General features: G+C 63.8%; 24 protein-coding genes. 9 read left to right on the forward strand and 15 right to left on the reverse strand.

The window, feature by feature from the left end; translation table 11 throughout:
• Positions 1 to 11: 11 nt before the first annotated feature.
• The 3 genes from GA0071312_RS14680 to GA0071312_RS14690 all read left to right on the forward strand — a co-directional run bounded on the left by GA0071312_RS14680 (position 12) and on the right by GA0071312_RS14690 (position 2,718).
• A complete protein-coding gene (locus GA0071312_RS14680) occupies positions 12 to 1,643 on the forward strand; it encodes an HAL/PAL/TAL family ammonia-lyase (RefSeq protein ID WP_074445566.1) in 1,632 nt (543 codons plus the stop codon).
• Positions 1,644 to 1,699: 56 nt separating this feature from the next.
• Positions 1,700 to 2,212, forward strand: coding sequence for a hypothetical protein (locus GA0071312_RS14685; protein WP_074445567.1), 513 nt, complete (start codon positions 1,700 to 1,702; stop codon positions 2,210 to 2,212).
• A gap of 122 nt (positions 2,213 to 2,334) precedes the next feature.
• Complete coding sequence (locus GA0071312_RS14690; RefSeq protein WP_074445568.1) at positions 2,335 to 2,718, forward strand: hypothetical protein; 384 nt, start codon at positions 2,335 to 2,337, stop codon at positions 2,716 to 2,718.
• Between the two features lie 36 nt (positions 2,719 to 2,754).
• Here GA0071312_RS14690 and argE read toward each other — a convergent pair whose 3' ends face one another.
• Together argE and apaG are read right to left on the reverse strand one after the other, a co-directional pair.
• On the reverse strand, positions 2,755 to 3,909 hold the full coding sequence (gene argE, locus GA0071312_RS14695; protein WP_074446222.1) for an acetylornithine deacetylase: 1,155 nt from the start codon (positions 3,907 to 3,909) through the stop codon (positions 2,755 to 2,757).
• A gap of 35 nt (positions 3,910 to 3,944) precedes the next feature.
• Positions 3,945 to 4,337: a Co2+/Mg2+ efflux protein ApaG gene (apaG, locus tag GA0071312_RS14700; protein WP_074446223.1), complete on the reverse strand. Its 393-nt coding sequence runs from the start codon at positions 4,335 to 4,337 to the stop codon at positions 3,945 to 3,947.
• A gap of 82 nt (positions 4,338 to 4,419) precedes the next feature.
• Here apaG and GA0071312_RS14705 point away from each other — a divergent pair, with 82 nt between their 5' ends.
• Positions 4,420 to 5,091 (forward strand): CDP-alcohol phosphatidyltransferase family protein, encoded by a 672-nt coding sequence (locus tag GA0071312_RS14705; RefSeq protein ID WP_074445569.1) that lies wholly within the window; start codon positions 4,420 to 4,422, stop codon positions 5,089 to 5,091.
• A gap of 21 nt (positions 5,092 to 5,112) precedes the next feature.
• Here the strand turns inward: GA0071312_RS14705 and GA0071312_RS14710 are convergent, their stop codons facing one another.
• Together GA0071312_RS14710 and GA0071312_RS14715 are read right to left on the reverse strand one after the other, a co-directional pair.
• Entirely contained in the window at positions 5,113 to 6,210 is a 1,098-nt protein-coding gene (locus GA0071312_RS14710) for a tetratricopeptide repeat protein (RefSeq protein WP_074445570.1), read from the reverse strand.
• A 72-nt stretch (positions 6,211 to 6,282) separates the two neighbouring features.
• Positions 6,283 to 6,963 (reverse strand): thiamine phosphate synthase, encoded by a 681-nt coding sequence (locus tag GA0071312_RS14715; RefSeq protein WP_074445571.1) that lies wholly within the window; start codon positions 6,961 to 6,963, stop codon positions 6,283 to 6,285.
• 190 nt (positions 6,964 to 7,153) lie between these two features.
• On the opposite strand from GA0071312_RS14715, the gene GA0071312_RS14720 reads away from it, so the two are divergent.
• Together GA0071312_RS14720 and GA0071312_RS14725 are read left to right on the forward strand one after the other, a co-directional pair.
• On the forward strand, positions 7,154 to 7,387 hold the full coding sequence (locus tag GA0071312_RS14720; protein ID WP_338056855.1) for a DUF2798 domain-containing protein: 234 nt from the start codon (positions 7,154 to 7,156) through the stop codon (positions 7,385 to 7,387).
• A 594-nt stretch (positions 7,388 to 7,981) separates the two neighbouring features.
• Positions 7,982 to 10,354 (forward strand): mechanosensitive ion channel domain-containing protein, encoded by a 2,373-nt coding sequence (locus GA0071312_RS14725; protein ID WP_083204704.1) that lies wholly within the window; start codon positions 7,982 to 7,984, stop codon positions 10,352 to 10,354.
• Here the strand turns inward: GA0071312_RS14725 and GA0071312_RS14730 are convergent, their stop codons facing one another.
• The 9 genes from GA0071312_RS14730 to pdxH form a co-directional block, all read right to left on the reverse strand.
• Positions 10,355 to 10,642 (reverse strand): exodeoxyribonuclease VII small subunit, encoded by a 288-nt coding sequence (locus GA0071312_RS14730; protein ID WP_074446225.1) that lies wholly within the window; start codon positions 10,640 to 10,642, stop codon positions 10,355 to 10,357.
• A 92-nt stretch (positions 10,643 to 10,734) separates the two neighbouring features.
• Positions 10,735 to 11,715 carry a hypothetical protein gene (locus GA0071312_RS14735; protein WP_131817827.1) on the reverse strand — a complete coding sequence of 327 codons (981 nt, stop codon included), beginning with the start codon at positions 11,713 to 11,715 and terminating at the stop codon, positions 10,735 to 10,737.
• A 67-nt stretch (positions 11,716 to 11,782) separates the two neighbouring features.
• Complete coding sequence (locus tag GA0071312_RS20375; RefSeq protein WP_238947235.1) at positions 11,783 to 13,303, reverse strand: hypothetical protein; 1,521 nt, start codon at positions 13,301 to 13,303, stop codon at positions 11,783 to 11,785.
• Between the two features lie 172 nt (positions 13,304 to 13,475).
• The gene (locus GA0071312_RS14750) at positions 13,476 to 13,730 is read right to left on the reverse strand and encodes a hypothetical protein (protein WP_074445575.1); all 255 of its coding nucleotides are present in this window, start codon (positions 13,728 to 13,730) and stop codon (positions 13,476 to 13,478) included.
• Between the two features lie 113 nt (positions 13,731 to 13,843).
• Positions 13,844 to 15,982 (reverse strand): hypothetical protein, encoded by a 2,139-nt coding sequence (locus GA0071312_RS14755; protein ID WP_165604045.1) that lies wholly within the window; start codon positions 15,980 to 15,982, stop codon positions 13,844 to 13,846.
• Between the two features lie 257 nt (positions 15,983 to 16,239).
• Positions 16,240 to 17,772, reverse strand: coding sequence for an acyl-CoA carboxylase subunit beta (locus tag GA0071312_RS14760; RefSeq protein ID WP_074445577.1), 1,533 nt, complete (start codon positions 17,770 to 17,772; stop codon positions 16,240 to 16,242).
• A 133-nt stretch (positions 17,773 to 17,905) separates the two neighbouring features.
• Positions 17,906 to 18,721, reverse strand: a complete 816-nt coding sequence (locus GA0071312_RS14765) for an ATP12 family chaperone protein (RefSeq protein WP_074445578.1) — start codon at positions 18,719 to 18,721, stop codon at positions 17,906 to 17,908.
• 42 nt (positions 18,722 to 18,763) lie between these two features.
• Complete coding sequence (locus GA0071312_RS14770) at positions 18,764 to 19,486, reverse strand: SDR family NAD(P)-dependent oxidoreductase (protein ID WP_238947312.1); 723 nt, start codon at positions 19,484 to 19,486, stop codon at positions 18,764 to 18,766.
• Positions 19,487 to 19,613: 127 nt separating this feature from the next.
• The gene (gene pdxH, locus GA0071312_RS14775) at positions 19,614 to 20,225 is read right to left on the reverse strand and encodes a pyridoxamine 5'-phosphate oxidase (protein ID WP_074445580.1); all 612 of its coding nucleotides are present in this window, start codon (positions 20,223 to 20,225) and stop codon (positions 19,614 to 19,616) included.
• Between the two features lie 48 nt (positions 20,226 to 20,273).
• On the opposite strand from pdxH, the gene GA0071312_RS14780 reads away from it, so the two are divergent.
• The 3 genes from GA0071312_RS14780 to GA0071312_RS14790 all read left to right on the forward strand — a co-directional run bounded on the left by GA0071312_RS14780 (position 20,274) and on the right by GA0071312_RS14790 (position 23,192).
• Positions 20,274 to 20,831 (forward strand): RT0821/Lpp0805 family surface protein, encoded by a 558-nt coding sequence (locus GA0071312_RS14780; RefSeq protein ID WP_165604046.1) that lies wholly within the window; start codon positions 20,274 to 20,276, stop codon positions 20,829 to 20,831.
• A gap of 145 nt (positions 20,832 to 20,976) precedes the next feature.
• The gene (locus tag GA0071312_RS14785) at positions 20,977 to 21,960 is read left to right on the forward strand and encodes a DnaJ C-terminal domain-containing protein (RefSeq protein ID WP_074445581.1); all 984 of its coding nucleotides are present in this window, start codon (positions 20,977 to 20,979) and stop codon (positions 21,958 to 21,960) included.
• 173 nt (positions 21,961 to 22,133) lie between these two features.
• Entirely contained in the window at positions 22,134 to 23,192 is a 1,059-nt protein-coding gene (locus GA0071312_RS14790; protein ID WP_074445582.1) for a dipeptidase, read from the forward strand.
• Between the two features lie 19 nt (positions 23,193 to 23,211).
• Here GA0071312_RS14790 and GA0071312_RS14795 read toward each other — a convergent pair whose 3' ends face one another.
• Together GA0071312_RS14795 and ureG are read right to left on the reverse strand one after the other, a co-directional pair.
• A complete protein-coding gene (locus GA0071312_RS14795; RefSeq protein WP_083204596.1) occupies positions 23,212 to 23,808 on the reverse strand; it encodes a HupE/UreJ family protein in 597 nt (198 codons plus the stop codon).
• Between the two features lie 31 nt (positions 23,809 to 23,839).
• On the reverse strand, positions 23,840 to 24,469 hold the full coding sequence (gene ureG / locus GA0071312_RS14800; RefSeq protein ID WP_074445583.1) for an urease accessory protein UreG: 630 nt from the start codon (positions 24,467 to 24,469) through the stop codon (positions 23,840 to 23,842).
• Positions 24,470 to 24,522: the final 53 nt, after the last annotated feature.

Genomic DNA, 24,522 nt, shown 5'->3' on the forward strand with positions numbered 1-24,522 from the left:
ACGAGCCGACCATGATCATCGCTCTTGACGGCGCCAGCCTCACCATCGCCGATGCCGCTCGTGTGGCACGCCCGGATGCGCAGGGCACTTACGCGCATGCCGAACTTGCCCCCGCCGCCCGCGAGCGCATCGCGGCGACGCGCGCCTATATCGACGAGACCTGGATGCATGACGGTGCGCCGCTGATGTATGCCTTCAACACTGGCGTCGGCCTGTTCAAGGACCAGCGCATCGTCATCGCCGACATGGCGGAATATCAAAAGAAGACGGTCTACGCCCATGCGACCGGTATCGGCGAGCCCTTCGCCGAGGACGTCACCCGCGCCATGATGCTGATGCGCGCCAACGCCTTCGCCTCGAATTATTCCGGCCCGCAGGTCGCACTGGTCGAGCGGCTGCTCGCCTTCCTCAATGCCGGCCTGCATCCGGTGATCCCGCAGAAGGGCTCAGTCGGCGCTTCCGGCGATCTCGCGCCGCTGGCCCACCTCGCCGCTGCCGTCTGCGGCTTCCCCGAGGCCGAAATGACCTGGCGCGGCAAGCGCATGCCGGCCCGCGAGGCGATCGCCCAGGCGGGATTTGATCCCGATATCCGGCTTGGCGCCAAGGATGCCTCGGCCCTGATCAATGGCTCGACCACCTCGCTCGCGCTGGCCGCCCTTGCCGCGCACGATGCGCGGCGCCTGATGAAGACCGCCGATATTGCGCTGTGTCTTTCGCTCGAGGCCATGCGCGGCGAACGCGCCGCCTTCGATCCGCGCCTCCAGCGCGCCCGCCCCCATCCCGGTCAGATGAAGGTGGCCCGCAACATCCTGCGTATTCTCGACGGGACGCAGCGCTGCGCACAGGCCGCGCGGGACGTGGTATTCCCGGAGGAAAACCGCGCGCCGGGCACCCCCGCATCGCCGCGCGTGCAGGATGTCTATTCCCTGCGCTGCGCACCCCAGGTCCACGGCCCGGCCAATGATGCGCTGGATTATGTCGAGGGGCTGGTATCGGTCGAGCTCAACGCAGCGACGGACAACCCGCTGATCGTCGATGACGGCGCCGGCGGCTATGTCTCGCTCTCGGGTGGACATTTCCACGGCCAGTACATGGCACAGGCCATGGATGTGCTCGCCATCGCCATGACCGATCTCGGCGCCATCAGCGAGCGTCGCCTCGCGCGGCTGATCGATCCCGGCATGAGCTACGGCCTGCCGCGCAACCTGCTCGCCGGCAAGCAGGGGCTCAATACCGGTTACGCCACGGTGCAATGCTCCATGTCGGCGCTGGTGATGGAGAATCGCGGCCTTGCCACACCGGGCTCGGTCGACAGCATCCCCGGCAAGAGCAATGCCGAGGACCACGTCTCCAATTCCACCTGGTGCGGGCGCAAGGCGCGCACCATCGTGGAGAATGTCGAGCAGATCGTCGCCGGCGAATTGCTGATGGCGGCGCAGGCGCTCAGCCTCGTTGCGGAGGTCGCCGACGGCTATCCGCTCGGCAAGGGCTCGCAGGCTGCGCTGGACGCCATCCGCGAAACCATCCCGCCTGCCCTCGAGGGCGATCGCTGGTACGCGCGGGAAATGGGCGATGCGCTGGCGCTGGTGCGCTCGGGGGCGGTGATCCACGCTGTCGAGACAGCAATTGGCCTGCTCGAGTGAAGCGGGCCGCTTGCTCGGCAAGCAAAGTCTTAAGGGATTCGAGGCATGCTCATGACATGTCGCTGCGTAAACGGCCATGGCTGCTCCTGATCATCGTCGGAATCCTGCTTCCGGCACCGGCTATCCACGCGGATGACGGGCTGGGTTTCAACGATTTGCCGGAGCGTATCCGCAACCAGCTCTTCGATCTGTCGCGGCGCTGCTCACTGCTCGGCGGCAATGCCGGTAATCCCATGGATGCGGTCGCCTTCGCCGATTTCGATCGCGACGGCATGCCCGATATCATCCTCGACGAAAACCGTTTTGCGTGCGACGGACTGCGCCCCGGTGCGGTCTGCATGCAACCGGGTTGCCGGACCTACGTCACCCTGTCACAGGACGGACGCTGGCGACCGGTCTTTGATGTCGCCGGTTCTTATTGCATCGATTTCGATCGCTCTCCGCCGGATCTGATCACGATCCAGCGCAATTTCCTCGCCGACGGCTCGATGAACATCATCAATATCCGCTACGAATTCCGCAGGGGCATGGCCTTTCAGCGCGGACTGGATACCTGCGAGGGGCGATGAGATGGCCTGAAATGCAACAGGCGTTCATATTTTCTTTACGATTGATTCACGATTCCGGAGCATGATCACAGGATCATTGTCTTCGGCGGTCCGGGCATGACCGCTGCAAGGGAGGGCGCGGCATGGAATTTTCCGGCGTCACCAAACCGATACCGCCGTCTTCGCAATCGGCCCTGCAGCGCACCGATGCGCCGATGTCGGCTGCAGCCGTGCGCACGCAGTTGCCCAAGGATGCCGCCGTTCAGCAGGTGGAGCGCTCTGCTGCAATGCAGCTCGAAATCCGCGCCGGGAGCCAACGCCAGGGCGCACTCGCCAGCCTCATGCAGCGCGCCCTCACCCTCGCGAAGGCCCGTCGTTCAGGCGCACATTCTCTCGCCACGACGGATCAGCAATCGAAACCGGTCTCCGCCGCCGATGCGCTGAATCTGCGCGCCTATGGTCATGACCCGGATCATGAGCAGGAAGACGCATCAGACGACATCGCGCATGAGGATCGCAAGGTCTGAATGCAATGAGCCCCGCCGCGATCAGCGGCGCCCCCGTCAGATTCCGGTCAGCCGCCGCATGAAGGCCTCGCCCGCGGCGAGCGCGTCGAGGGTGATGAATTCGTCAGGCTGGTGCGCCTGGTCGATGCTGCCCGGGCCACAGACGACGACGGGGAGATCCGCGTCCTGGAAGCGCCCGGCCTCCGTGCCGAAGGGGACGCTGATCGTGGCGTTGCGGCGCGCAGCATGCAGCGCGAGGCTCTCCGCCTCCGAGCCCGGCACCGGGGCGAGGCCCGGCACATGCACATCGATGCTGGTCTCGATCCGCCCGTAATCGCCGAAGCGGTTGAGGCGCTCACGCTCGATCGTCTCACTGAAGGCGAAGAAACGCTTTTCGATTGCTGCGACATCGAGATCCGGCAAGCCCCTGATTTCCCAGTTGAAGACGCATTCCTTGGCCAGAATATTGCGCGCTGTGCCGCCGGAAATGGTGCCGACCGATACCGTCGAATAAGGCGGGTCGAAGCGCCCGCTCGAATCGCCCTCCGCCATCAGCGCATCGCCGATCCGGTTGATCTCGCAGACGAGTTCGGCGGCGCTCGTCACCGCATTGGCGCCGAGTGCGGGCTTTGAGGAATGCGCTTCGAAACCATGCACGCGGGTGGTGTAGACGGTCACGCTCTTGTGGGCATCGGCAACCTCGAGCCCCGTCGGCTCGCCGACGATGACGGCGCGCGGGCGCGGCAATGCAGCGCCGAACTGCGCAATCGCATCGATCACGCCGAGGCACGAGATCTCCTCGTCATAGGAAAACAGAAGGTGCACCGGGCGGGCGAGGTCAGCCGCACACCAATCCGGTACCAGAGCCAGCATCAGGGCGAGAAACCCCTTCATATCGACCGCGCCGCGCCCATAGGCCCGGCCATCAGCGACGCGCAACGCGAACGGATCGCTCGTCCAGACCTGCCCGGTCACGGGTACCACATCGGTATGACCGGAGAGGACGATACCGCCCTCGACCAGCGGGCCGATCGTGGCGACGAGGGATTCCTTGTCGCCCGCTTCATTGGGAACGCGCAGATACGGCACGCCGTACGAATCGAGATAGGCTGCAATGAATTCAATGATCGCGCGGTTCGATTTGCTGCTTTCGGTATCGAAGGAAACGAGGCGCTCGAGCAGGTCGAGCGGCGTGCGGCGTGTGGAATTCATGAAATACCCGTCGGTTGGCGAAGCGGCGCATTCGGTCAATGAACCGAGCGGCGCAGATGAGGTGAGTCGAGGGAGAAGGCGGGAATCTCGGCCAGAAACAGCGACCCGTCCGCACGCAGGATCTCGTAGTGGCCCTGCATTGTACCGTCCGGTGTTCCGAGCGGGCAGCCGCTGGTATAGCTGAAACTGTCGCCCGGGCCGATTTCCGGCTGCTCGCCCACGACGCCGTCACCACGCACCTCCTCGACGCGGCCCAGCCCGTCGGTGATGCGCCAATAGCGGCGCAGGAGCTGCATCGGCTCGGGGGTCAGGTTGGCGATCTCGACCGTATAGGCGAAGAAGTATCGCCTGTCCTGCGGACGCGATTCCTCGTCGAGATAACGTGGCTCGACTGTGATGCGCACACCGTTGCTCACGGCCTCGTACATGATCGTGACCTCGTATCGGGGGACAAGAACCTGAAAAAGGTGGTAAGCCGCAGCGCAGTATTCGTCAACGCGGGGAAAAGCCATGCTGGATGGGATGATGCGCCGTCTGATCGACCCGGTGCTGGACCGGATCGCCGGACGGCTCGTCCTGCGCGGGATCGGCGCCGATACGGTCACCTTCACCGGTTTCGCGCTTGGTCTCGTCAGCGCACTTGGCGTGGCGATCGAAGCGGATGCGGCGGCGCTTCTGGCGCTGGCTCTCAGCCGGCTCTGCGACGGGCTCGACGGCGCGGTGGCGCGGCGCACCACGCCGACGGATCGCGGCGGCTATATGGATATCGTGCTCGATTTCGCCTTCTATGGCGCCATTCCGCTGGCCTTCGCGCTGCGCGATCCGCAGGCGAACGCCATGCCCGCCGTGATCCTGCTCTTTACCTTCTATGTGAACGGCGCGAGCTTCCTCGCCTTCTCTGCCGTCGCGGCCAAGCGGCAAATGGATTCGAAGGTGCGCGGGCTGAAGTCGATCTATTTCACCATCGGGCTGGCCGAGGGTACCGAGACCATCATCGCCTTTGTCGCGATGATGCTGTTTCCCGCCCATTTCGCGCTGATCGCCTATTTCTTCGCCGGCCTCGTGGCGATGACGGCGCTGTCCCGGCTCACTCTCGCCTGGACGGTGTTTCGCGACGAGCCGGAAGACGAGGCCACGCCTGCGGACGAATCGCTCGACCGTGACGGCGGGTCGAGGCCATAGGGACGCCCCCCCGGCGCGCGATCAGGGCCAGCTGCGATCGCGCGCCAGCGCCTCGGCCCGGGCAAGTTGCTCGTCTGAAAGATCACGCAGCGCCTCGTCGAGCCGCTCATCATCGAGCCCCTGCCCTGCCGCGAGCAGGTGCCAGGATGCCGCCTCGACCAGATCCTGCTCGGCACCGCGCCCGAAGGCATGGATCAGCGCGAGCCGGTTCTGCGCGGTTGCATCTCCGCGCCAGGCGGCGATACGGAACCAGGCGGCCGCACGCTCCTCATCGGGGGCGACGCCGATCCCGTTGAACACGGCGGTGGCATATTCGACCATGCCCTCCAGATCTCCGTTGCGTGCCGCGCGATGGAACAGGGCCGTGGCACGCGCCGGGTTCTCGGCGACGCCGCGCCCCTCACGGTAGAGCAGCCCGAGTGCATGCTGGGCTTGCGGAATCTCGGAATCAGCGGCGTGCTGCAAGAGCCGTGCCGCCTCCTCCGCCCCCTCCTCGCCGCCGGTTTCCAGAAGGATCAGCGCAAGATTATAGGAGGCGGGCGCGTGTCCGGCTGCGGCGGCGGCTTCGAAATGGCGGCGCGCTGCGGCCGTATCGCGACCAATTCCATCCTCTGCCAGCCGCAACGTGCCCAGCGCGAAATGTGCAGCCGGATCGTCGAGCCGGGCTGCGAGCGCGAACCACTCCGCCGCGCGCTCGAAATCCTGCGGCAGGCCGAGTCCCTGGATATACAATTCCCCGATCAGGGTCATCGCCGCCGCATCATCCGGATCGCCTTCCAGGCGGTCTGCCGCGCGCATGAAGGCAGTCAGAAAAAGGCCGCGCTGGAAGGCGGCATAGGCAGCGTCACCGCCCTCCTCCGTCTCCACCGAACGCCCCTCCAGCACAGGGCCGACGGGGCTGGGCAGCGCGTCATCCTGCGCATCGAAGGGCACCGCCGAATCCGCAGGCGATGCCGGTTCCAGCATCTCGGGCGCGAGCGGATCATCCCTGAAAGGAATCATCGCACCATCGGGGGCTGCGTCAGGACCGGCGTCCTGCGCCATTGCCGTCGCGGCGATGAAGACCGCCGGCGGGAGAGGCATCACCGACAGCGCAAGAACGGAGATGGCGGCGGCCATGCGGCGAAGCCCACGCAATTTCCAGCTGCTATGTGTCCCGACCGGTCCCGTCACGCGCGCTTACCTGTTCTTTCAACCGTCATGGCGATCATCGCCGGATGCGCCCAGCGCCGCCGCGAGTGCACGCGCGCCCTCTTCCGGCCCGCCGGTATGGGCGAAGACCACGTCTCCGGCAGCGAGGAATTCACTACCCGTCGCGAGGGCGGCATCGATATCGCCCAGGCCCGGCAAAAAAATGGCACAGGGGGTCTCGAAGATCTCCGCCCACCAGGAAGCGCGCTCGCAGGCCGCGTCGAAGGGCGGCATCGATCCGTCGGGGCGTGGCTCGCCGAAGGAGAGGTAATCGACCCCCGCCTCCCCGGCCTCCATCGCCTCGTGCCGCGTGCGCGGATTGGCCAGCCCCACCGCACGGTCACCGCCGAAACGCGCGATCGCGTCACGCGCGGCAGCGAGATCACGCAGATGCAGCCCGTCCGCGCCGCCGCGGGTGACGATCTGGGCAAGGTCGAGCCCCGCCAGCGCATCAGGAGCGGCATCAATATCGAGAATCACGGCGATGCCCGCTTCATGCGCCGTAGCGCAGAACGGTTTGAGCAGACGCGTCAGGCCGCGCTCATCGCCGGCGGCGAGGCGCACACGCAGTGCGGCGCAGGGGAGCAGCGACAGAATCGTGCGCAACTGCATACACAAGGCCGCCGGCTCGGCGCCGGCATCGATCAGCGGGGTGGCGAGGTAGATCTCGGGAGATGTCACCGGTTTTCCTCGATGGGTTATTCACGATCCGTTGCCCTGCCCTTGAGCACGGGCGGGCGAGCGGGCAGATTGCCAGTCGAAAGGCGGGCGTCTCGGGCGCCTGCATCCCGTCACTCTTGCCCGCCGACCGCGGCGGGCGCAAGTCCCCGAAGCCTTTGGGCGGGGCATGTTGAAGCGAGGTGCTCTCTCCGTGTCGAAGAAACTCCCGAAATCATTCGCGCCGGTCCTGTTCGGGCTCCTGCTCTCCGGACTTATGTCCCTGATCGTCTCGGGCATCGCCACTGCGCGGGCGCTGGGCCTGGGGCCGGATTTCCCGATGGCCTGGCTGATCTCATGGCTCGGTTCCTGGGCCGTGGCATTTCCCACCGTACTCGTCGTCGCCCCCTTCGTTCGCCGCATCGTCGCGCGCGTCACGGCCGAGTGACGCCCGATCAGTTTTCCTTTGCAATCAGAAATTAACCATGCTATAAAATAATTATTGATCACACCAAGTTATTGCTTTTATATTTTTTATGTCTTTCATAACCAAGGTCTGGTGAAACGCCCCGGAGCTCCGGCTCCGGGGCATTTTTTTTGTGCGAACCAGAAAGCACGTACGCGCTTCAGGCCAAATCCACTGCATCGCCAGCGTAATAATGCTAAAAATGTAATTATATATATCTTTTGAATAATTTAAATGCATACTCAAAAATATTTTGTTATCAATATGATTTTTTGATTGACGATTATAGTTAACGATGCTAAAAAATAATCATTGATTAACCAAATGCATTATCAAGTTTTTATCAATAACTTTTTATAACCTAAGCCTAGCACGACCAGCCGCTCCGCCGAAGCCCCCGGCGGAGCGGTTTTTCGTGATCGCAGGCACCGTATCGGTGCCGCTATCCCTTTGCAGGGATGCCCTTGCATAATGACCCTCCACCCCTATGCTTGCCGGCAATCATTGTGCGCGCGGCAATTTCTCCCGAGACCTCGCAGCGCATTCGGCGTCCCCGTCTGGCTGATCATGACCACCATGCTGACATCCCTCCCGTTCCGCCCCTGCCCCGCCACGGACCGAGACCGCGCCGGCGCAACCCTCAAGGCGCAGCTCATCGCGATCCTTGCGGCGGCCCTCCTGCTGATCGCATCGGCACAGCCGTTGCTGGCCCAGACCGATGCCGCAGGAGCCGCGACGAACGAGCTCGACCAGCAGACCGAGGCCCTGATCGAACTGCTCGAGAATGACGAAGCACGCGCACAGCTGATCGAACGCCTGCGCGGCAGTGCGGCGCCGGCGGTCGAGCCGGAGCCCGAACATGTGCCTTTCGCGCGGCAGGTGGCGGAGCAGACGCGGGCCGTCGCCGAGAGCATTTCCGGCCTTTTCCGCGTGGCGGGGAATTTTGCCGATTCGGTAGCCGCCCTGTGGCGTGATACGACGACGGCGGATTTTGACCTGCTGATGCGGATGCTGGGCACGCTCTTCATCGTGATCGTGGGAACACTCTTCGCCTATTGGCTCTTGCGTCTTGTGTCCGATCGGGCGCGCGTCCGTCTCGCCATCAAGGCCGAATCGCGGCCGATCCTGCGGCGCGCACCTCTTGCGCTGGGCGCCATCGCCTTCGATGCCGGCACTGTGGCGCTGGCCTGGCTGATCGGCCATACCCTGTCGATCCAGCTTGCCACCAATACGATCACGGCATTGAATCAGACACTGTTTCTGAATGCGTTTCTCGTGGCCGAAGGGATCAAGGTTGCGATGCGTGCGCTCCTGATGCCGCGCAAGGATACCCTGCGCCTCATCCCGCTGAACGATGCGACGGCGCATTACTGGTATTTCTGGCTGTCACGGCTGGTCAGCCTGATCGTCTATGCCTTTCTGTTCGTGGCCCCGATCGTGACCTGGAATCTCACGGTCGCATCCGGCGACGCGATCCGTACGCTTGCCATCTTCAGCGCCTGTGTCATCGGCATCATGCTGGTTGCGCAAAACCGCAACAGCGTCGCCACGCTGCTCAAGCGCCGGGTGGCGCGCGGCGAGACCGATACGGTGGGACGCCTGTCACAGGGGCTGGCGCAGATCTGGCACATCGTGGCGATCATCTATCTCATCGCTTTCTTCATGGTCTGGGTCGCCCATCCGCGTACCGCAATCAATTTCATGGCAGCCTCTACCGCACAGAGCATCGCCGCCGTCATCGTCGGCATGCTGATCTTCGCCTTCATCTCACGGCTGATCTCCGGCGGCATGCATCTGTCGGAGGATATCAAGCGGCGCATGCCATTGCTCGAAGAGCGGCTGAACGCCTTCGTCCCGAAAGCCCTCTACGGGCTGCGGATCACGGTGCTGCTGGGCGTCGTCGTCGCGATCGCCCACGCCTGGGACCTTTTCGATTTCGTGGGATGGATCACCAGCGGGGCCGGGGCTTTGATCGCCACCTCACTGGCTTCCGTCCTCCTGATCCTGATCGTCGGCTTCGCGCTCTATGTGATCGTCTCCTCCTGGATCGAGTACCGGCTCAATCCCGATTTCGGCACGGTGCCGACGGCGCGCGAACGCACGCTGCTGGCGCTGTTTCGCAATGCCTTCACCGTGACGCTGAGCGTCGTGGTCGCGATCATGATGCTCTCGGAAATCGGCGTGAATATCGGCCCCCTTCTCGCCGGTGCCGGTGTGATCGGCCTCGCCGTCGGCTTCGGCGCGCAGAAACTCGTGCAGGACGTGATCACGGGCGTGTTCATCCAGCTGGAAAACGCCATGAACGAGGGTGACGTCGTCACGGCAGGCGGCATTTCCGGCGTCGTCGAACGGCTGACCATCCGCTCGGTCTCGATGCGCGATCTGAACGGGGTCTACCATGTGATCCCCTTCTCGAGCGTCGACATGGTCTCCAACATGATGCGCAACTTCTCCTATCATGTGGCCGATATCGGCGTGGCCTATCGGGAGAACATCGCCGAAGTGAAGGCGGCCATGCACGAAGCCTTCGACCGCCTTTGCGCCGATTCCGACCATGGCGAGAACATCATCGGCCCGTTCGAGATGTTCGGCGTGACCGAACTCGCTGACAGCGCGGTTATCGTGCGCGGGCGCATCAAGACAAAGCCCGGCCAGCAATGGGCGACCGGGCGCGCCTATAACGAGGTGGTGAAGGAGGTTTTCGACGAGCGCGGCATCGAGATCCCGTTCCCGCACCTCACCCTCTATGCGGGCGAGGACAAGGAGGGTACCGCCCCGCCCTTCCGTCTGGCACGGCAGAATCCGGACGAGCGCAAGGCGCTTGCCGCGAAGGCGGCGCGGCGGCGCGACAGCGCGCGGCCTACCGACGAAAATCTTTCGGATCTGGCCACCGACATCCCGGAGGAAAGCGGTATACCGCAAAGCGAGGACGGGGATTTGAAAGAGTAATCAGCCGTCCGGATCGAACGCGCTCGTCCCGGCAGGCGCATTGCCGGCGCCGAGATTGATTTTTTCGATACGCGCCTCGGCCTGTTTGAGCAGCGCATCGCAATGCGCCTTGAGCTGCTCGCCGCGCTCGTAGATGCGAATCGAATCAGCGAGCGCGACATTGCCCTGTTCGAGCTGGCGCACGATGTCTTCGAGTTCGGCGAGCGCCTTTTCGAACGGCAAGGCTGCAATATCGGCATGGTCCGCGTTGGCGCGCGTGTCGTTCTGGGCCGTGTTCTGCTTGCTCATCGATCGATCCGTCTGCTCGGTGGCGGGCTGCGCGAGGCGCAGGCACAATCAAGCAGGTTCGCGCCGATCTGACCAGCCCCCGGTCGCGCCGATCAGGCTGCGATTTCCGCAGCGCGTGCCTCCGCGATCAGCCGGTCGAGCATCGGATCGATATGGCGTGCCTCGCGCGTGAGGAAATGCAGCAATTCGCGCTGCGCGTTGCAGATCTTGCCGTTGCGCCGGATACGCCCCTTGAGCCATTGCGCCTCCTCGGCGCAAACGACCTCGTCGCCGAAAGCCGTGGCCTGGCTGCTCGCAACCGGCGGTGTCGTGCGCGTGCCGAACATGCTGCGCAGGATCGAGCCGATACCGCTGCTCAACGAACGGCTCTCGTCCAGCCAGGTCTCGCGCCGGCGCGCCTCGTCCGGACAAGGCGCATGCCGGCCAATGCCGCACAGGACGTGATTGCCGACGGCGCGCGCGAAGAGATCGGCGAAGGCGGGATCATTCCCGGCATCCGCCGTCGCATCGGCGATATCGAACAAAACCTCCGCCTCGGCCCGGGAGACGGCACCGAATCCCTCGCTGCTCGCGACAAAGAGCACCCGACGCAATGCCTCCACATCCGCCTTCGTCACGATACCCGGCGCATGCTGCTCACCGGTCACGGAGGCGCCGTCACCGCTGAGCACGACATCGGCCACGAGCTTCAGGCCGAAGGCGGCGAGGCAGTCGGGGACCCGGCGCGCGCGCTCCATCACGCGCAGGAGCGTCTCGAATTCGGTCTTGAGAAGCACATGGCCGGCTTCCATGATCCGATCCATGAACCAGCGCGCGTTTTCATCGGAAAGATAGCCCGGCGGGCTGACCTGGTGCACGAGCAATTCGGTGATCGCCTCGGCGAAGAACTGGTGCCATTCGCGGCAGCCCGCATCGCCGATCTTCCCGGCAATGGCGAAGAGCTCCCCGCCCTCGCGCAGGGAGATGGCGTTATCCGCGAAATAGTGTCGCCGCAGGGCAAGAACGTCCTGCGGGCTCAGATCGGGCCGGGCCAGAGCGGCCATGTCTGGCGGAACGGTCACGGACGTGGACATCGCTGGAACCTCGTGCATCGCGTCATATCGAGATGACCGATGATTGCACGAAGCTCTTACGATCCCCTTAAGTCATGGCCATGCCCGGCACGATCAGGTTCATGTCGCGCAAGCGCTGCTGGAGCGGATCGCCTGCCGGGAGCCTGTCCCTGACCTCGACCCCGCCGTTACGCAGATCGTCGCGGTAAAGCATCTCGGCTGTGAATGCGAGCTGTTCATGCGGATTCCTGGTGTATTTGTCGAAGGAAACATTTCTGGGATCCAGATAGAGCGGAAGATTGGCCCGGAGCATGAACTGCTCTTGGGTGATCTCACCATCCCGGAACATATCAGCGGCCTTGTTGATCGGGATATGGGACAGTTCGCGTTCCCACAAGGCATGCGTCGCCTCATGCAGAACGAGCGATGTCATCTTGGCGAAATTCGGGTGAGCGGTGTCATGCACATTGACGACAACTGTTTCGTTTCTGCTGTCGTAATATCCGCCGATCCCGAAACCTTTGTTATCACGCGGCATGGAAACAGTCCCGAATTCGACCGTGTCAGGCACGTTCAGGATATGGCTGATGGTCTTCCAGACATCGCGTGCAGCCTGCGTGCGTTGCTCGGGGCTGTAATTGTCCCAGTTCTGCGCATGTTCGATGAATGCCGTGTCTTCGAAGAAGGCTTCAGCCGCCGTCGTCGCGTAATCGTTCAAGCGATGCGTCGTCTTGTCGGTAAGACGAAAATCATCATAGATCTTGCTCAACGCGGCAATATCGCTTTGGCCAAGGGAATTGCCGTAATTGCTGCCCTTCAGAATGTCGTCGACGGCTTCGACGGTGGCGAGTTCGTCCTTGTCGATACCGGATGAGGGCGCCCCGGCGCCCGGCGCGGGGACGGGCTCGGGCACAGGTTCCGGCTTGGGCTTCGGCTCCGGCGCAGGAGCGGGTGTCGGTGTCGTAATCGGGGCAGGCTCCGGCTTGGGCTCGGGCTTGGGCTCGGGCTTCGGCTCGGGCTTCGGCTCGGGCTTGGGCTCAGGCTTGGGCCTGGGCGCAGGTGCCGGCTCGGGCGTCGGTCTCGGAGTTGGTGCCGGCTCGGGCTTCGGCTCGGACGCGGGTGGCGCCGTGCCCTGCGAGGGCTTGTCCGTCGATGGTCTGTCGACGGGCTGCTGCGGGAGGCGCACGGGCGGTTCGAACGGTGGCGTTTGGGACGATGACCGTGGCTCTATCCGGATATGCCGAACATGTTTTTCGGAGAAGCCGACCTGGGAGAAGCCGGGGGAGAAGCCGCCTTGGGAGAAGCCGACCTGGGAGAAGCCGCCTGGAAGAAGGTTGGCGAGCGAAAACTGCTGGAATTGCTGCTCGGCTCTTTGCATGAACCGTTCAATGAGACCCGAGAGCGCGCCGGAACTTCCGAAGCCTCCGAGCCCTCGGAGCAGATTGTGCGAATCGCTGAGTGCGATGGTCGGCGCACTTTGTGGCGTCCTCTGAGCGAATGTCTGCACTCCCGCGCCGCGCCCCTGCAACGAGAAAGGAACTCCGACCTCACTGGGCGGCTGACCAGAACCAAAGCTGACTTGGACACGCTGCGAGAATTGAACGCTCATTGGATAAACCTCACTATAATTCAAAAGAATACTAACTAACAATTAAACATAAATCAACATATTTAAAATGATTATTTTATATATAAATTTATATTTTATATAATTTTTAAGCATTGTTGCAGACTATATGCAACGGTGGGCCTTCTATTCCGGGCCCGCCGTCCACTCGTCCTCACCCCGGCGCTTGCGAACGCAACGGCGAGAATCCGCGCATCAGGAAGGCCGCCATGGTCTCGCTCAGGAAGGCCTTGAATTCCGGCCCGCCGCGATCGCCGACACGGGCGGCGATTTCGAAAAGCTCGTTGCTCTTCTGCGCATTGATACCCGCTTCGATGCTGTAATGTGCCCGCAACTGCGCGAGCGTCTCTTGCGTGATGGGCCCTTCGATCAGTTCGGCGATCTCGTCGGGAAGTGTGATGTTGCTCATGCCTGATCCTTTCCTGTCATGTACCGGCCTGCACGATTTATGCAGGTTACGCAGTTTATGATTGCGCTCCGGTGAACAGGGCGACGAGATGGCCGCCATGTTCACCGATCACATCACGCAAAGCCGTGTTGCTGCATGTTGACGAAGAGTGGGTTGCCGCTCTCGATCACACGCTCATGATCGTAGCCGGCATCAATGATCGCCTGGTCGAAGAGATACTGTCCCGTAAAGGCCAGCTGCTCATGCGGGTTGAGCGTGTAGTTCACCAGACCATGCTGCTCTTCCGAGATATAGAGAGGTGGAAAGACATTCAGATGCGTCAATGCCTGCGCATATGTCAAATCGCCATTCTCAAGCAATGCCGGAACATCGTCAGTAGCAACATCTGCGGTATCTTGATAATACGAAGCGTGAACGATTTCATGGAACACGGTCGTCATCACTTCCGGAAATGTTTCATGAACCTCCGAATTGACGTTCACGCTCAGCGAATTATCATCCGGATTGTAGTGCCCGTGGCTGACCATCCCTGAATCTGTGGGTGGTGTATTGTAGAAATTGATCGGAGTCTCCAGCCCCAGATCGTCACGGATACCCTCGAAGAACGCCGTTATGGCTCCCTGGCGCTCCTCGTCGGAATAATTCGCCCAGTTCTGTGCATGTGTGGCGAAGTCCTGCCCTTCCGTCGCGAACATCCGGGTGGCGGCATTCTGGGCCATTGTCTGCAGATTCGTCAGCTCCGCCGGTGACAGGCGGAAACTGTTGTAGATCTCAACGACACGGGTCGCTTCGGCTTCGCTGGGCGATTCATTGCCGACGAGACCGCTCAGGAACCGGATATTATCGACTTGCTGCGTGGAATCGAGTTCGACCGGCTGCGTGTCGGTCTCGCCACCTGATCCGGTCTCACCTGATCCGGTCTCACCTGATCCGGTCTCACCTGATCCGCTTTCACCGCCACCGTCAGCGCCGGTGTCGTCGCCGGCCTCTCCCGTGCCCGCATCGGAATCGGTTGCATCATTTCCCGACTCGCCCGCATTTTCGCCGGCATCGACCCAATCGCTCCCGTCGCTGTTGGCGCTATCTTCGGTTGTAGCGTCATCTGTGTGATCGCTGTCGGCGCCATCGTCGGCTGTCGCGTCATCTGTCTGATCGCTCTCGCCGGCCTCTTCGGCAGCGCCGGTATTCTCGCTGCCGCTTCCCGCATTGACCCAGTCGCTGGTGCCGCCATCGCCGGAAGCAGAATCGCTCGTCGTATCGTCGTCGCCGGCATTCTGCGATCCGCCACCCACAGGCGAACCGGTTTCACCATTGGCCCAGCCCATCCCGGCACCCTGGGCGTCGGATCCGTTCGTCGTGCCGTTGCCGCCGGGCTTCTGCGATCCGCCACCCACAGGCGAACCGGTTTCACCATTGGCCCAGCCCATCCCGGCACCCTGGGCGCCAGAACCGCTCGTCGTATCGTCGTCGCCGGCATTCTGCGATCCGCCGCCGACGGGCGAACCGGTTTCACCATTGGCCCAGCCCATCCCGGCACCCTGGGCGCCAGAACCGCTCGTTGTATCGTCGTCGCCGGCATTCTGCGATCCGCCGCCGACGGGCGAACCGGTTTCACCATTGGCCCAGCCCATCCCGGCACCCTGGGCGCCGGATCCGTTCGTCGTGCCGGACGGGTTGCCCGCCGCCCAATTGGCCGAACCGGATGCCGTATCTTTCGGCGCGTTGGTCGACGCCGCGCCGGAATTGGCCCAGGACCAGTCCGCAACGGGCTTCGCCGGCGGCGGCGCGGGTCTGACCTCCGGTGAGTTGCGGGGAGTCCATTGCGGCGCCGATTGGGTCGGCATCTGATGCGGCGCGTGCGAGGATCCCCAGACGGCTCCCCCCCATGCCCGATCGGAGCCCGGAGTGCTCCATGACGTTCCACCGTTCCAGCTCGGCGCGGGCGGGGACTGATGGTTGCCGCTCACGACGGACGGCCCGCGCGCGCCCCACTTGTTCCCGCCACCAGCATGCGCCTGATCATCTGCGAAGGCGGGGGCACCCGTGCCGCGACCGCCCCAGCTGCGGGTATCGGTATTGCCGCCGGAGTTACCCCACTTGTTGCCGGCCTGGAAACCGGAATTGTCGCTGGCGACAGACGGGCCACGTGCGCCCCAGCTCTGAACCTGCGCGTTCGTCGAAAAGCCCTGCGCCTGGTTCGGCGCGCCTGCGCTTCGCCATACATTTGAATTAGGAAAGCTATGGAAGTTCATGACACGCCTCACTCCTGAATTACTAAAATACATATATAAAATCACAGAGCATCTATCAAGAACTTTTAAATAATTTTAAATGATAATTAACTATATTACTTATTCCAACTCAAGTTGAGGCAAAGCTTTTGTTAAGGTTAACGTGGTCCTTCCCTCTGCCCGCTCGCACCTGCGCCCCAAACGCAAAAGACCCGGCACAGAGGCCGGGTCTTCAGGATCGTTCAGGTGACCGGATGCGGTGGCGCACCCGATTTGGCTCATAATGGAAGATTATCGTGCTTCTTCCAGGGCCGCTCGGTTTCCTTCTCGCGCAGCATGGCGAGCGCCCGGGCGAGACGCCGGCGGGTCGAGCGCGGCATGATCACCTCGTCGATATAGCCCTTCTCGGCCGCGACGAAGGGCGACATGAAGCGGTCCTCGTATTCCTGCGTGCGCGCGGCGATCTTCTCGGGATTGTCGAGATCGGCGCGGAAGATGATCTCGACGGCGCCCTTGGCCCCCATCACCGCGATCTGCGCGCTCGGCCAGGCATAGTTCACGTCCCCGCCCACATGTTTCGAGGCCATCACGTCATAGGCGCCGCCGAAGGCCTTGCGGGTGATCACCGTGACGAGCGGCACCGTCGCCTCGGAATAGGCGAAAAGCAGCTTGGCCCCGTGCTTGATCAGCCCGCCATATTCCTGCGACGTGCCGGGCAGGAAGCCGGGCACGTCCTCGAAGGTGATGATCGGGATGCTGAACGCATCGCAAAAACGCACGAACCGCGCCGCCTTGCGCGAAGCGTCGGAGTCGAGCACGCCGGCCAGCACCATCGGCTGGTTGGCGACAATCCCGACCGTGCGCCCCTCGACCCGGGCGAAGCCGGTGACGATGTTCTTCGCGTAGCTTTCCTGAATCTCGAAGAAATCGCCCTCATCGACCACCTTGGTGATCAATTCCTTGATGTCGTAGGGCATGTTCGGATTGTCGGGCACGAGCGTATCGAGGGAGGGGTCCTCGCGTGAGGGATCGTCGAAGCTCGGCCATTCCGGCACGCCGTCGAGATTGTTGGCCGGCAGGAAATCGATCAGGCGGCGCACCTGCAGGAGCGCCTCGAGATCGTTGTCATAGGCGCCGTCCGCGACGGAGGATTTTGTGGTGTGGACCTTGGCCCCGCCGAGTTCCTCCGCCGTCACGGTTTCATTGGTGACGGTCTTCACCACATCCGGCCCGGTGACGAACATGTAGCTGGTATCGCGCACCATGAAGATGAAATCGGTCATGGCCGGAGAATAGACGTCGCCGCCGGCGCAGGGGCCCATGATCACCGAGATCTGGGGGATCACGCCCGAGGCCACGACGTTGCGCTTGAACACCTCGCCATAGCCGCCGAGCGCCGCGACGCCCTCCTGGATGCGCGCGCCACCGGCATCGAACAGACCGATGATCGGCGCGCGCATGCGCAGCGCCATATCCTGCACCTTCATGATCTTGCGCGCATGCGCTTCCGAGAGCGAGCCGCCGAAGACGGTGAAATCCTTGGAGAAGACAAAGACCGTGCGGCCGTTCACGGTGCCCCAGCCGGTCACGACGCCGTCGCCGGGAATCTTCTGGTCCTGCATCCCGAAATCGGCGCATTGATGCTGGACGAACATGTCGAACTCCTCGAAGGAGCCGTCATCGAGCAGGAGCTCGATGCGTTCGCGGGCGGTGAGCTTGCCGCGCTTGTGCTGCGCCGCGACGCGCTTTTCGCCACCACCGGCGCGCGCCTGTTCACGCCGCTCCTCGAGCCTGTCCAGCATGTCCTTCATCAGCCTCTGTGCCCCTGCTTGTCATCACGCCGCCCGTGCAACCGGGCGGATGCCTTGAACCCTTCGCATGGATTAGCGGAAACCGACGGGATTCAAAAGCCCCGTTTTGCCGGCAAGAGCGTTTGGCGTGCCGTCAGCGCGCTTCCATCAGGCGATAGAGTTGCAAGGCCGCATCGAAATCGACCTGCCGGCGCTTGCGGCGCGCGAGCGCCTCCTCATCGGTACCCCAGAGCGATTCCTGGACATGCTCGTCCACATGCGCCGCCCGCCAGGCCGCCGCGCCGGAGAGCGCCCCGTCAGTCGTGGCGAGGCTGATCAGGGCCGAGCCGGTCAGCGTCGTCATCACGTGCAGACACGCGACGCGAAACGGACAATCATGGGCATCGACGAGCGCCGCCACCCGCGCCAGCGCCTCGGGCGGCTGCTCAACGAAGATGATCCCGGCCGCGAGCGCGAAATGCGCCCCGTGCCGCGCACGAAAATGCGCCAGCACGGGATCCCAGGCCTCCCTTTGCCCCGCGACCAGCCCCTCGGGCTCTGCCGCGCGATAGCAGACGAGATCGGAGGCGGCGTATTTCGCGATTTCCTCGCGCACCGCCTGCATCTGCACGGCGACGCCATCGATGGCGGAGTTGGCGATCCGCGTCATCGGCATGAGGGCGGGATCGATATGCTCCTTCTGCGCCATCCACTCGGCGACGACCGCATCCCCCACCGCGCGGCTGGGAAGCCGCAGCGGGTTCTTTGCCGGGCTGCGCGCGGGGCGCCCGTCCAGCGTCAGCACGTAGCCGCCCGGCTCCTGCGCGAGCGCAGCCGTTTCGTAGAAGCGTCTGGGCAGATTGGCGCGCATGTTGATGCGCGCCGCCGCAACGGGATCGACCGTTTTCGGGGCGCCGTCACCGCCTTCGCCCGGAACGGGCGCGAGATCATCGAGAAGATTGCGTGTCATGATCGTGGTGCTTACGCGCCCAGCCTTGCCTGAAACCGGTGTTCAGACGTGCTGGCCGCCATTGATGTGGATTTCGGTCCCGCTGACATAGGAACTCGATTCGGTACACAGGAAATAGATCGCCTTGGCCACCTCGTCCGTCGTGCCGAGTCGGCGCATCGGGATCTGCTCCACGATCTTGTCGGTGCCGGGCGAGAGGATCGAGGTATCGATCTCGCCCGGCGAGATCGCGTTGACGCGCACACCGAGCGGGCCGAAATCCGCCGCCATCTCCCTTGTCAGCGATGCGAGCGCGGCTTTCGACGTGCCATAGGCGGAGCCCGCGAAAGGGTGCACCCGCGAGCCGGCGATGGAAGTAACGTTGACGATCGAGCCGCGCGCCCGCGCGAGCTCGGCGCTCAAGCCTTTGGCGAGCAGGATCGTGGCGAAGAAATTCACCTGATAGACGTGCAACCAGTCCTCGAATGGCGTGTTCAGCACATTCAGCCGTCCGCCATCGGGCGCCTTCGGCGAAATACCGGCATTGTTGACGAGGGCATGAAGCTTGCTGCCCTCGATTTCGAGACGCTGCTTCACGTCGTCGATGGCGCGCAAGGTATCGCGGGAATCGGAAAGATCGACCTGGAGATGATCCTCCGGGCCCATTTCCCAGGGGCAGTTTTCCGGGAAGGCGTGGCGCGAAGCGGTGATCACACGCCAGCCGGCAGCCGAGAAGCGCTTCACCGTGGCATGGCCGATGCCGCGGCTGGCGCCGGTCAGCAGCATCACCCGGCGGGGTGCTTTGGTATTCGAGGCGTTGGACACGTGCATCGCTCCCAGGAACAGACGAAGGCGACATTAGGCGATTTCGGGCCCCGGCGCATCGGCGAAAGCGCGCAGGGCCGCTCTTCCTTCACGGATATAGGCGCGTGCGTTCCCAGCCGCCATCATCCATGCGCGAGAAAACGACACGGTCATGCAGGCGAAACGGCTTGTCCATCCAGAATTCAAGGCTTTGCGGCAGGATCCGGAAGCCGGTCCAGTGGGGCGGGCGCGGCACCTCGCCGATGGCGTATTTCGCGGCGTTCTTCGCCACCGCCTTCTCCAGCGCGAAGCGGCTCTCCAGCGGACGCGATTGCTGGCTGGCCCAGGCGCCGATGCGGCTGTCGCGGGGGCGCGAGGCGAAATAGGCGTCGGCCTCCGCATCCGGGACCTGCTCCACCCGTCCGCGCACACGCACCTGGCGGCGCAGGCTCTTCCAGTGGAAGCACAGGGCCGCCTGCATGTTGCCGGCGAGCTCGTTGCCCTTATTGGATTCGGTATTGGTATAGAAGACGAAGCCGTCCTCGTCGAAACCCTTCAACAGCACCATGCGCACATTGGGCATGCCGTCAGCATCGGCGGTGGCCAGCGCCATGGCGTTGGGGTCGTTCGGCTCGCTCGCCTTCGCATCTTCCAGCCATTCGGTGAACAGCGCGAAGGGAGCGGAGGCCTCGGTGAAGTCACCGGTTGTTAAACGTTTCAATGTCTTAATCCCCGGTATTGCAGCATGTCGCGAAACGGGAGGCGAAACATGATGCGCGAATCGGCGCGCAAGGGATCGGCCCCGACCCGCAACACTCTATATAGGTCTTCACCGCCCCTTCGCGAAGGCGCGATCGTGACGCGTCACGATGGGCGCTCCTCGGCAGGTGCGGTACGGCGCGCCCTGCTGGCCGGGATTCTGTATATCCCCCTCGCCGCATGCAGCTTCAGCATGCCGCTTTCCCCCTTCGGCGCCACACCGGACCCGATCACGACGGGCTCGATCGGCCCGGTTTCGCCGCTGGCCGATGCGCATGATCATGAGGATTGGCGCCGCGCGCGGGCTGCACTTGCCGTCGCCCTTGATCCGCAGGGGTCCGGAACACGTGTCGGCTGGGACAATCCGGAGACGGGGAATGCCGGTGCATTCGAATCGGCATCGAACCCTTATGTGCGCGATGACCGGGTCTGTCGGGATTTCGAGGCGGATCTGTCCTTCGCCGAAAAGCCGCCGCGTACCGGCAAAGGTATTGCCTGTCGCATGTCGGAGGCGGATTGGCGCATCGACGGCTTTTCCGCGGAAAACGATGCGGCTGACGCACTCTGAATCACGCGGCGGAATATCGCGTTCCAGCACGGGAGTTGCGTAACGGCAACACCTATCCCATATCCGGATCGTAGCCGGTCTGGGCGCCACACGCGGCTTCCGGACCCTCCAGTTTCACGCAATCCATGCGCGGCAGGATCCAAACATGCGCGACCCTTACGACATTCTCGGCGTGTCACGATCGGCGAGCGAGGCGGAGATCAAGTCTGCCTTCCGCAAGCTCGCGAAGAAATGGCACCCGGATCAGAACAAGGATGCCAAGGCAGCTTCGCGCTTCGCCGAGATCAACTCCGCCTATGAATTGCTGGGCGATGCGGAAAAGCGCGGCCAGTTCGATCGCGGGGAGATCGACGCGGAGGGCAAACCGCGCTTTTCCGGTTTCGGTGCGGGCGGCGGGCGTCGCTATGAGGGCTTCGAAGGTTTCGACTTCGATCCCGCAGCGGCGGCGCGCGGGCGCGGCGGCGCCTGGCGCAGCGGTCCCGGAGCAGGTGGCGGTGGCGGCGCTGAGGACATCTTCTCGCAGCTCTTCGGCGATGCCTTCCGCCAGGCGGGACGGGGCCCCAACCCGTTCCAGCAGGCCGGGCAGGCCGGTGCGCGGAGCGGCGCGGCCGGTAGAGGCGCGGGAAAAGGTGCGGATATAAACGCCTCCCTCAGCGTCACCCTCGAAGACATAGCCGCTGGCGCGAAGAAGCGCATCCTGCTGCCCAATGATCGCGAGGTCGAGGTCAATCTGCCCAAAGGCGTCAGCGACGGGCAGACCATCCGCCTGCGCGGCCTCGGCGGCGAGAACCCGATCGGCGAACCCGGCGACGTGCTCCTGCGCATCGATATCATCCCGCATGAGAAATTCACGGTCGAGGGCGACAATCTGCGCCATCGCCTGCCGGTGCCGCTCGAAGACGCGATCCTCGGTGCGACGCTGCGGGTACCGACGCTCACCGGCGCGGTGGAGATGAAGATCCCGCCCATGTCGAGTTCGGGGCGCACCTTCCGCATGCGCGGCAAGGGCCTGCCAGGCAAGAAACAGACCGGGGATCTCCTGGTGACGCTGGAGATCAGACTTCCAGACGAAGCCGATGAGGCGCTCACCGAATTCGCCCGTCGGCGCCGGGCGGCTAAGGCGGCCTGAGCGGGTCGGGCAATTCCCCGTGACGGGAATGGCGACAGCCGTCTCGACGGGACCGGCCCGTTTCGTGCATAGATCATGACGCGCCAAATGCGAATCGCGCCGTATTCGAAACGCATGAGGCAGCACCGAACCCTGCCTCATATCAGGCAAGGGCCATAGCTGGAGTGTCTTCCATGAGTCGCCACGCCACACCGCCGATCTTCGACGGCCACAACGATCTCCTGCTGAAGCTCTATCGCGGGGAGGTCAGCGTCGAAGCGGTCCTGCGCGGCCACGGTGACGGCCATATCGACCTGCCCCGCGCCCGCAATGGCGGCTTCGCCGGCGGTTTCTTCGCCGTCTATGTACCCAGCCCCGGCAGTGCCGAGGACGCGGATGCGATGATGCGACAGAGCCGCTACGACATCGCGCTGCCGCCGCGCATCCCCTTCGAGGAAGCGATCAAGGTCGCGCTCGGCGAAATCGCCTGGCTTTATCGGCTCGAAGCGGCGGGCGCGGTCACCATCTGCCGCAATGCCGCCCAGCTGCGCACAGTGATCGAATCGGATCGCATGGCCGCCATCCTCCACATGGAGGGCGCCGAGGCGATCGACCCGGATTTCCACGCCCTCGAGACCCTCCACGCCGCAGGCTTGCGTTCGCTCGGCCCGGTCTGGAGCCGCCCGACCATCTACGGCCATGGTGTGCCTTTCCGCTTCCCCTCCACCGGCGATACCGGCGGCGGGCTCACCGATGCCGGCAAGGAGCTGGTCAAGGCCTGCAACCGGCTGCGGATCATGCTCGACGTTGCGCATCTCAACGAAGCCGGCTTCCGCGATCTCGCCGCGATCAGCGACGCGCCCATCGTCGCCACCCATTCCAATGCCCATGCCATCTGCCCGCATGCGCGCAACCTGACCAATCGCCAGCTCGATCAGATTCGCGAGAGCGACGGCATGGTCGGGATCAACTTCGCCGCCGCTTTCCTGCGCCCGGACGGACGCATGGACCCTGATGTCGGGCTCGACGTGATCATGCGCCACCTCGATCACCTCGTCGAACGGCTGGGAGAGGATCGCGTCGGATTCGGCTCGGATTTCGACGGCGCCACCGTCCCCGATGCGATCACCGACTGCGCCGGACTGATCAATCTGCGGCGCGCCATGCGCGATCACGGCATCAGCGAGCCGCTGATGGAAAAGCTCTGCTATGGCAATTGGCTGCGTGTGCTCGAAAGGACCTGGGGCGCTTGAGCCGCGCAGCCGGCCCCGTTCACGCCACGAGCAGCACCATCCCGATCGCCGCGACCCCGGCCCCGGCCACGCGCGACGCCCAGATCCCGGGGCTGCGCCCGATCAGGACGCCGAGCGCGAGACCGGTCGCGTGGAGCAGCGCCGTGGCGAGCGCGAAACCCGCAATATAGCCGAGCGCTCCCGTTTCAGCCGGCAATTCTGCGCCATGGGCATAGCCGTGGAAGATCGCGAACAGCCCGATCACGGCGCCGCCGAGGACCAGCGGCGCGCGCACGCGCAAGGCGACCGCGAGCCCGAGCGCCACCACCGAGAGTGCGATGCCGATCTCCATCACGGAAATGCCGCCATAGGCCATCCCGGCCAGCGCGGCCACGGCCATGGTCATGACGAAGGCCACGGGCCAGGCGATCAGCGCCCGCCCGCCGATGAGCGCCGCCCAGATGCCGACCGCGACCATGGCGAGTATGTGATCGAGCCCCGTCAGCGGATGCAGGAAACCGGGCAGAAAACCCGCCGCTTCGCCATGATGGTGATGCGGATGGGCGAGCGCCGCGCCGGTCGTGAGCGCGAGAAAGGCTGTCGCGCCGCTTGCGGTGGCAAAAAAGCGTTTCATCATACCCGGTCCCCTCTTTGCCGATTCTGTGACGTCACGCAGCCCTGGCCTTGAGGCCGCCCGCCTCCTCGATGAAGCGCGCGACGACATCGACGCCCTCGCCGCTGTGCATGTTGGTGAAGACGAAGGGGCGTTTGGGCCGCATGCGCAGCGTATCCGCCTCCATCACCGAAAGATCCGCGCCGACATGCGGGGCCAGATCAATCTTGTTGATCACGAACAGATCCGAGCGCGTGATCCCCGGCCCGCCCTTGCGCGGGATCTTCTCGCCGGCTGCGACGTCGATCACGTAGATGGTCAGATCGGCGAGTTCCGGCGAGAAGGTCGCGGCGAGATTGTCACCGCCCGATTCCACCAGAATCAGCTCCAGATCAGGAAATTTCCGGCGCATCGTCTCGATGGCGGAGAGGTTGAGCGAGCAGTCCTCGCGGATCGCCGTATGCGGGCAGCCGCCGGTCTCGACCCCGAGAATACGCTCCTCCGGCAGCGCCCCGGCGACGGTGAGCAGCCGCGCGTCTTCCTTGGTATAGATGTCGTTGGTGATCGCGCACAGGTCGTAGATGCCGGCGAAGCGCTTGCACAGGGCCTCCATCAGCGCGGTCTTGCCCGAGCCGACCGGGCCGCCGATACCGACGCGCAGGGGGCCGTGAGGCGATGGCGACATGGCTTGATACTCCCGCATGATCACGCGCGACCGACGCGCTTCGATGCGATGAT

This window comes from Saliniramus fredricksonii, from assembly GCF_900094735.1.
GTDB lineage: Bacteria > Pseudomonadota > Alphaproteobacteria > Rhizobiales > Beijerinckiaceae > Saliniramus > Saliniramus fredricksonii.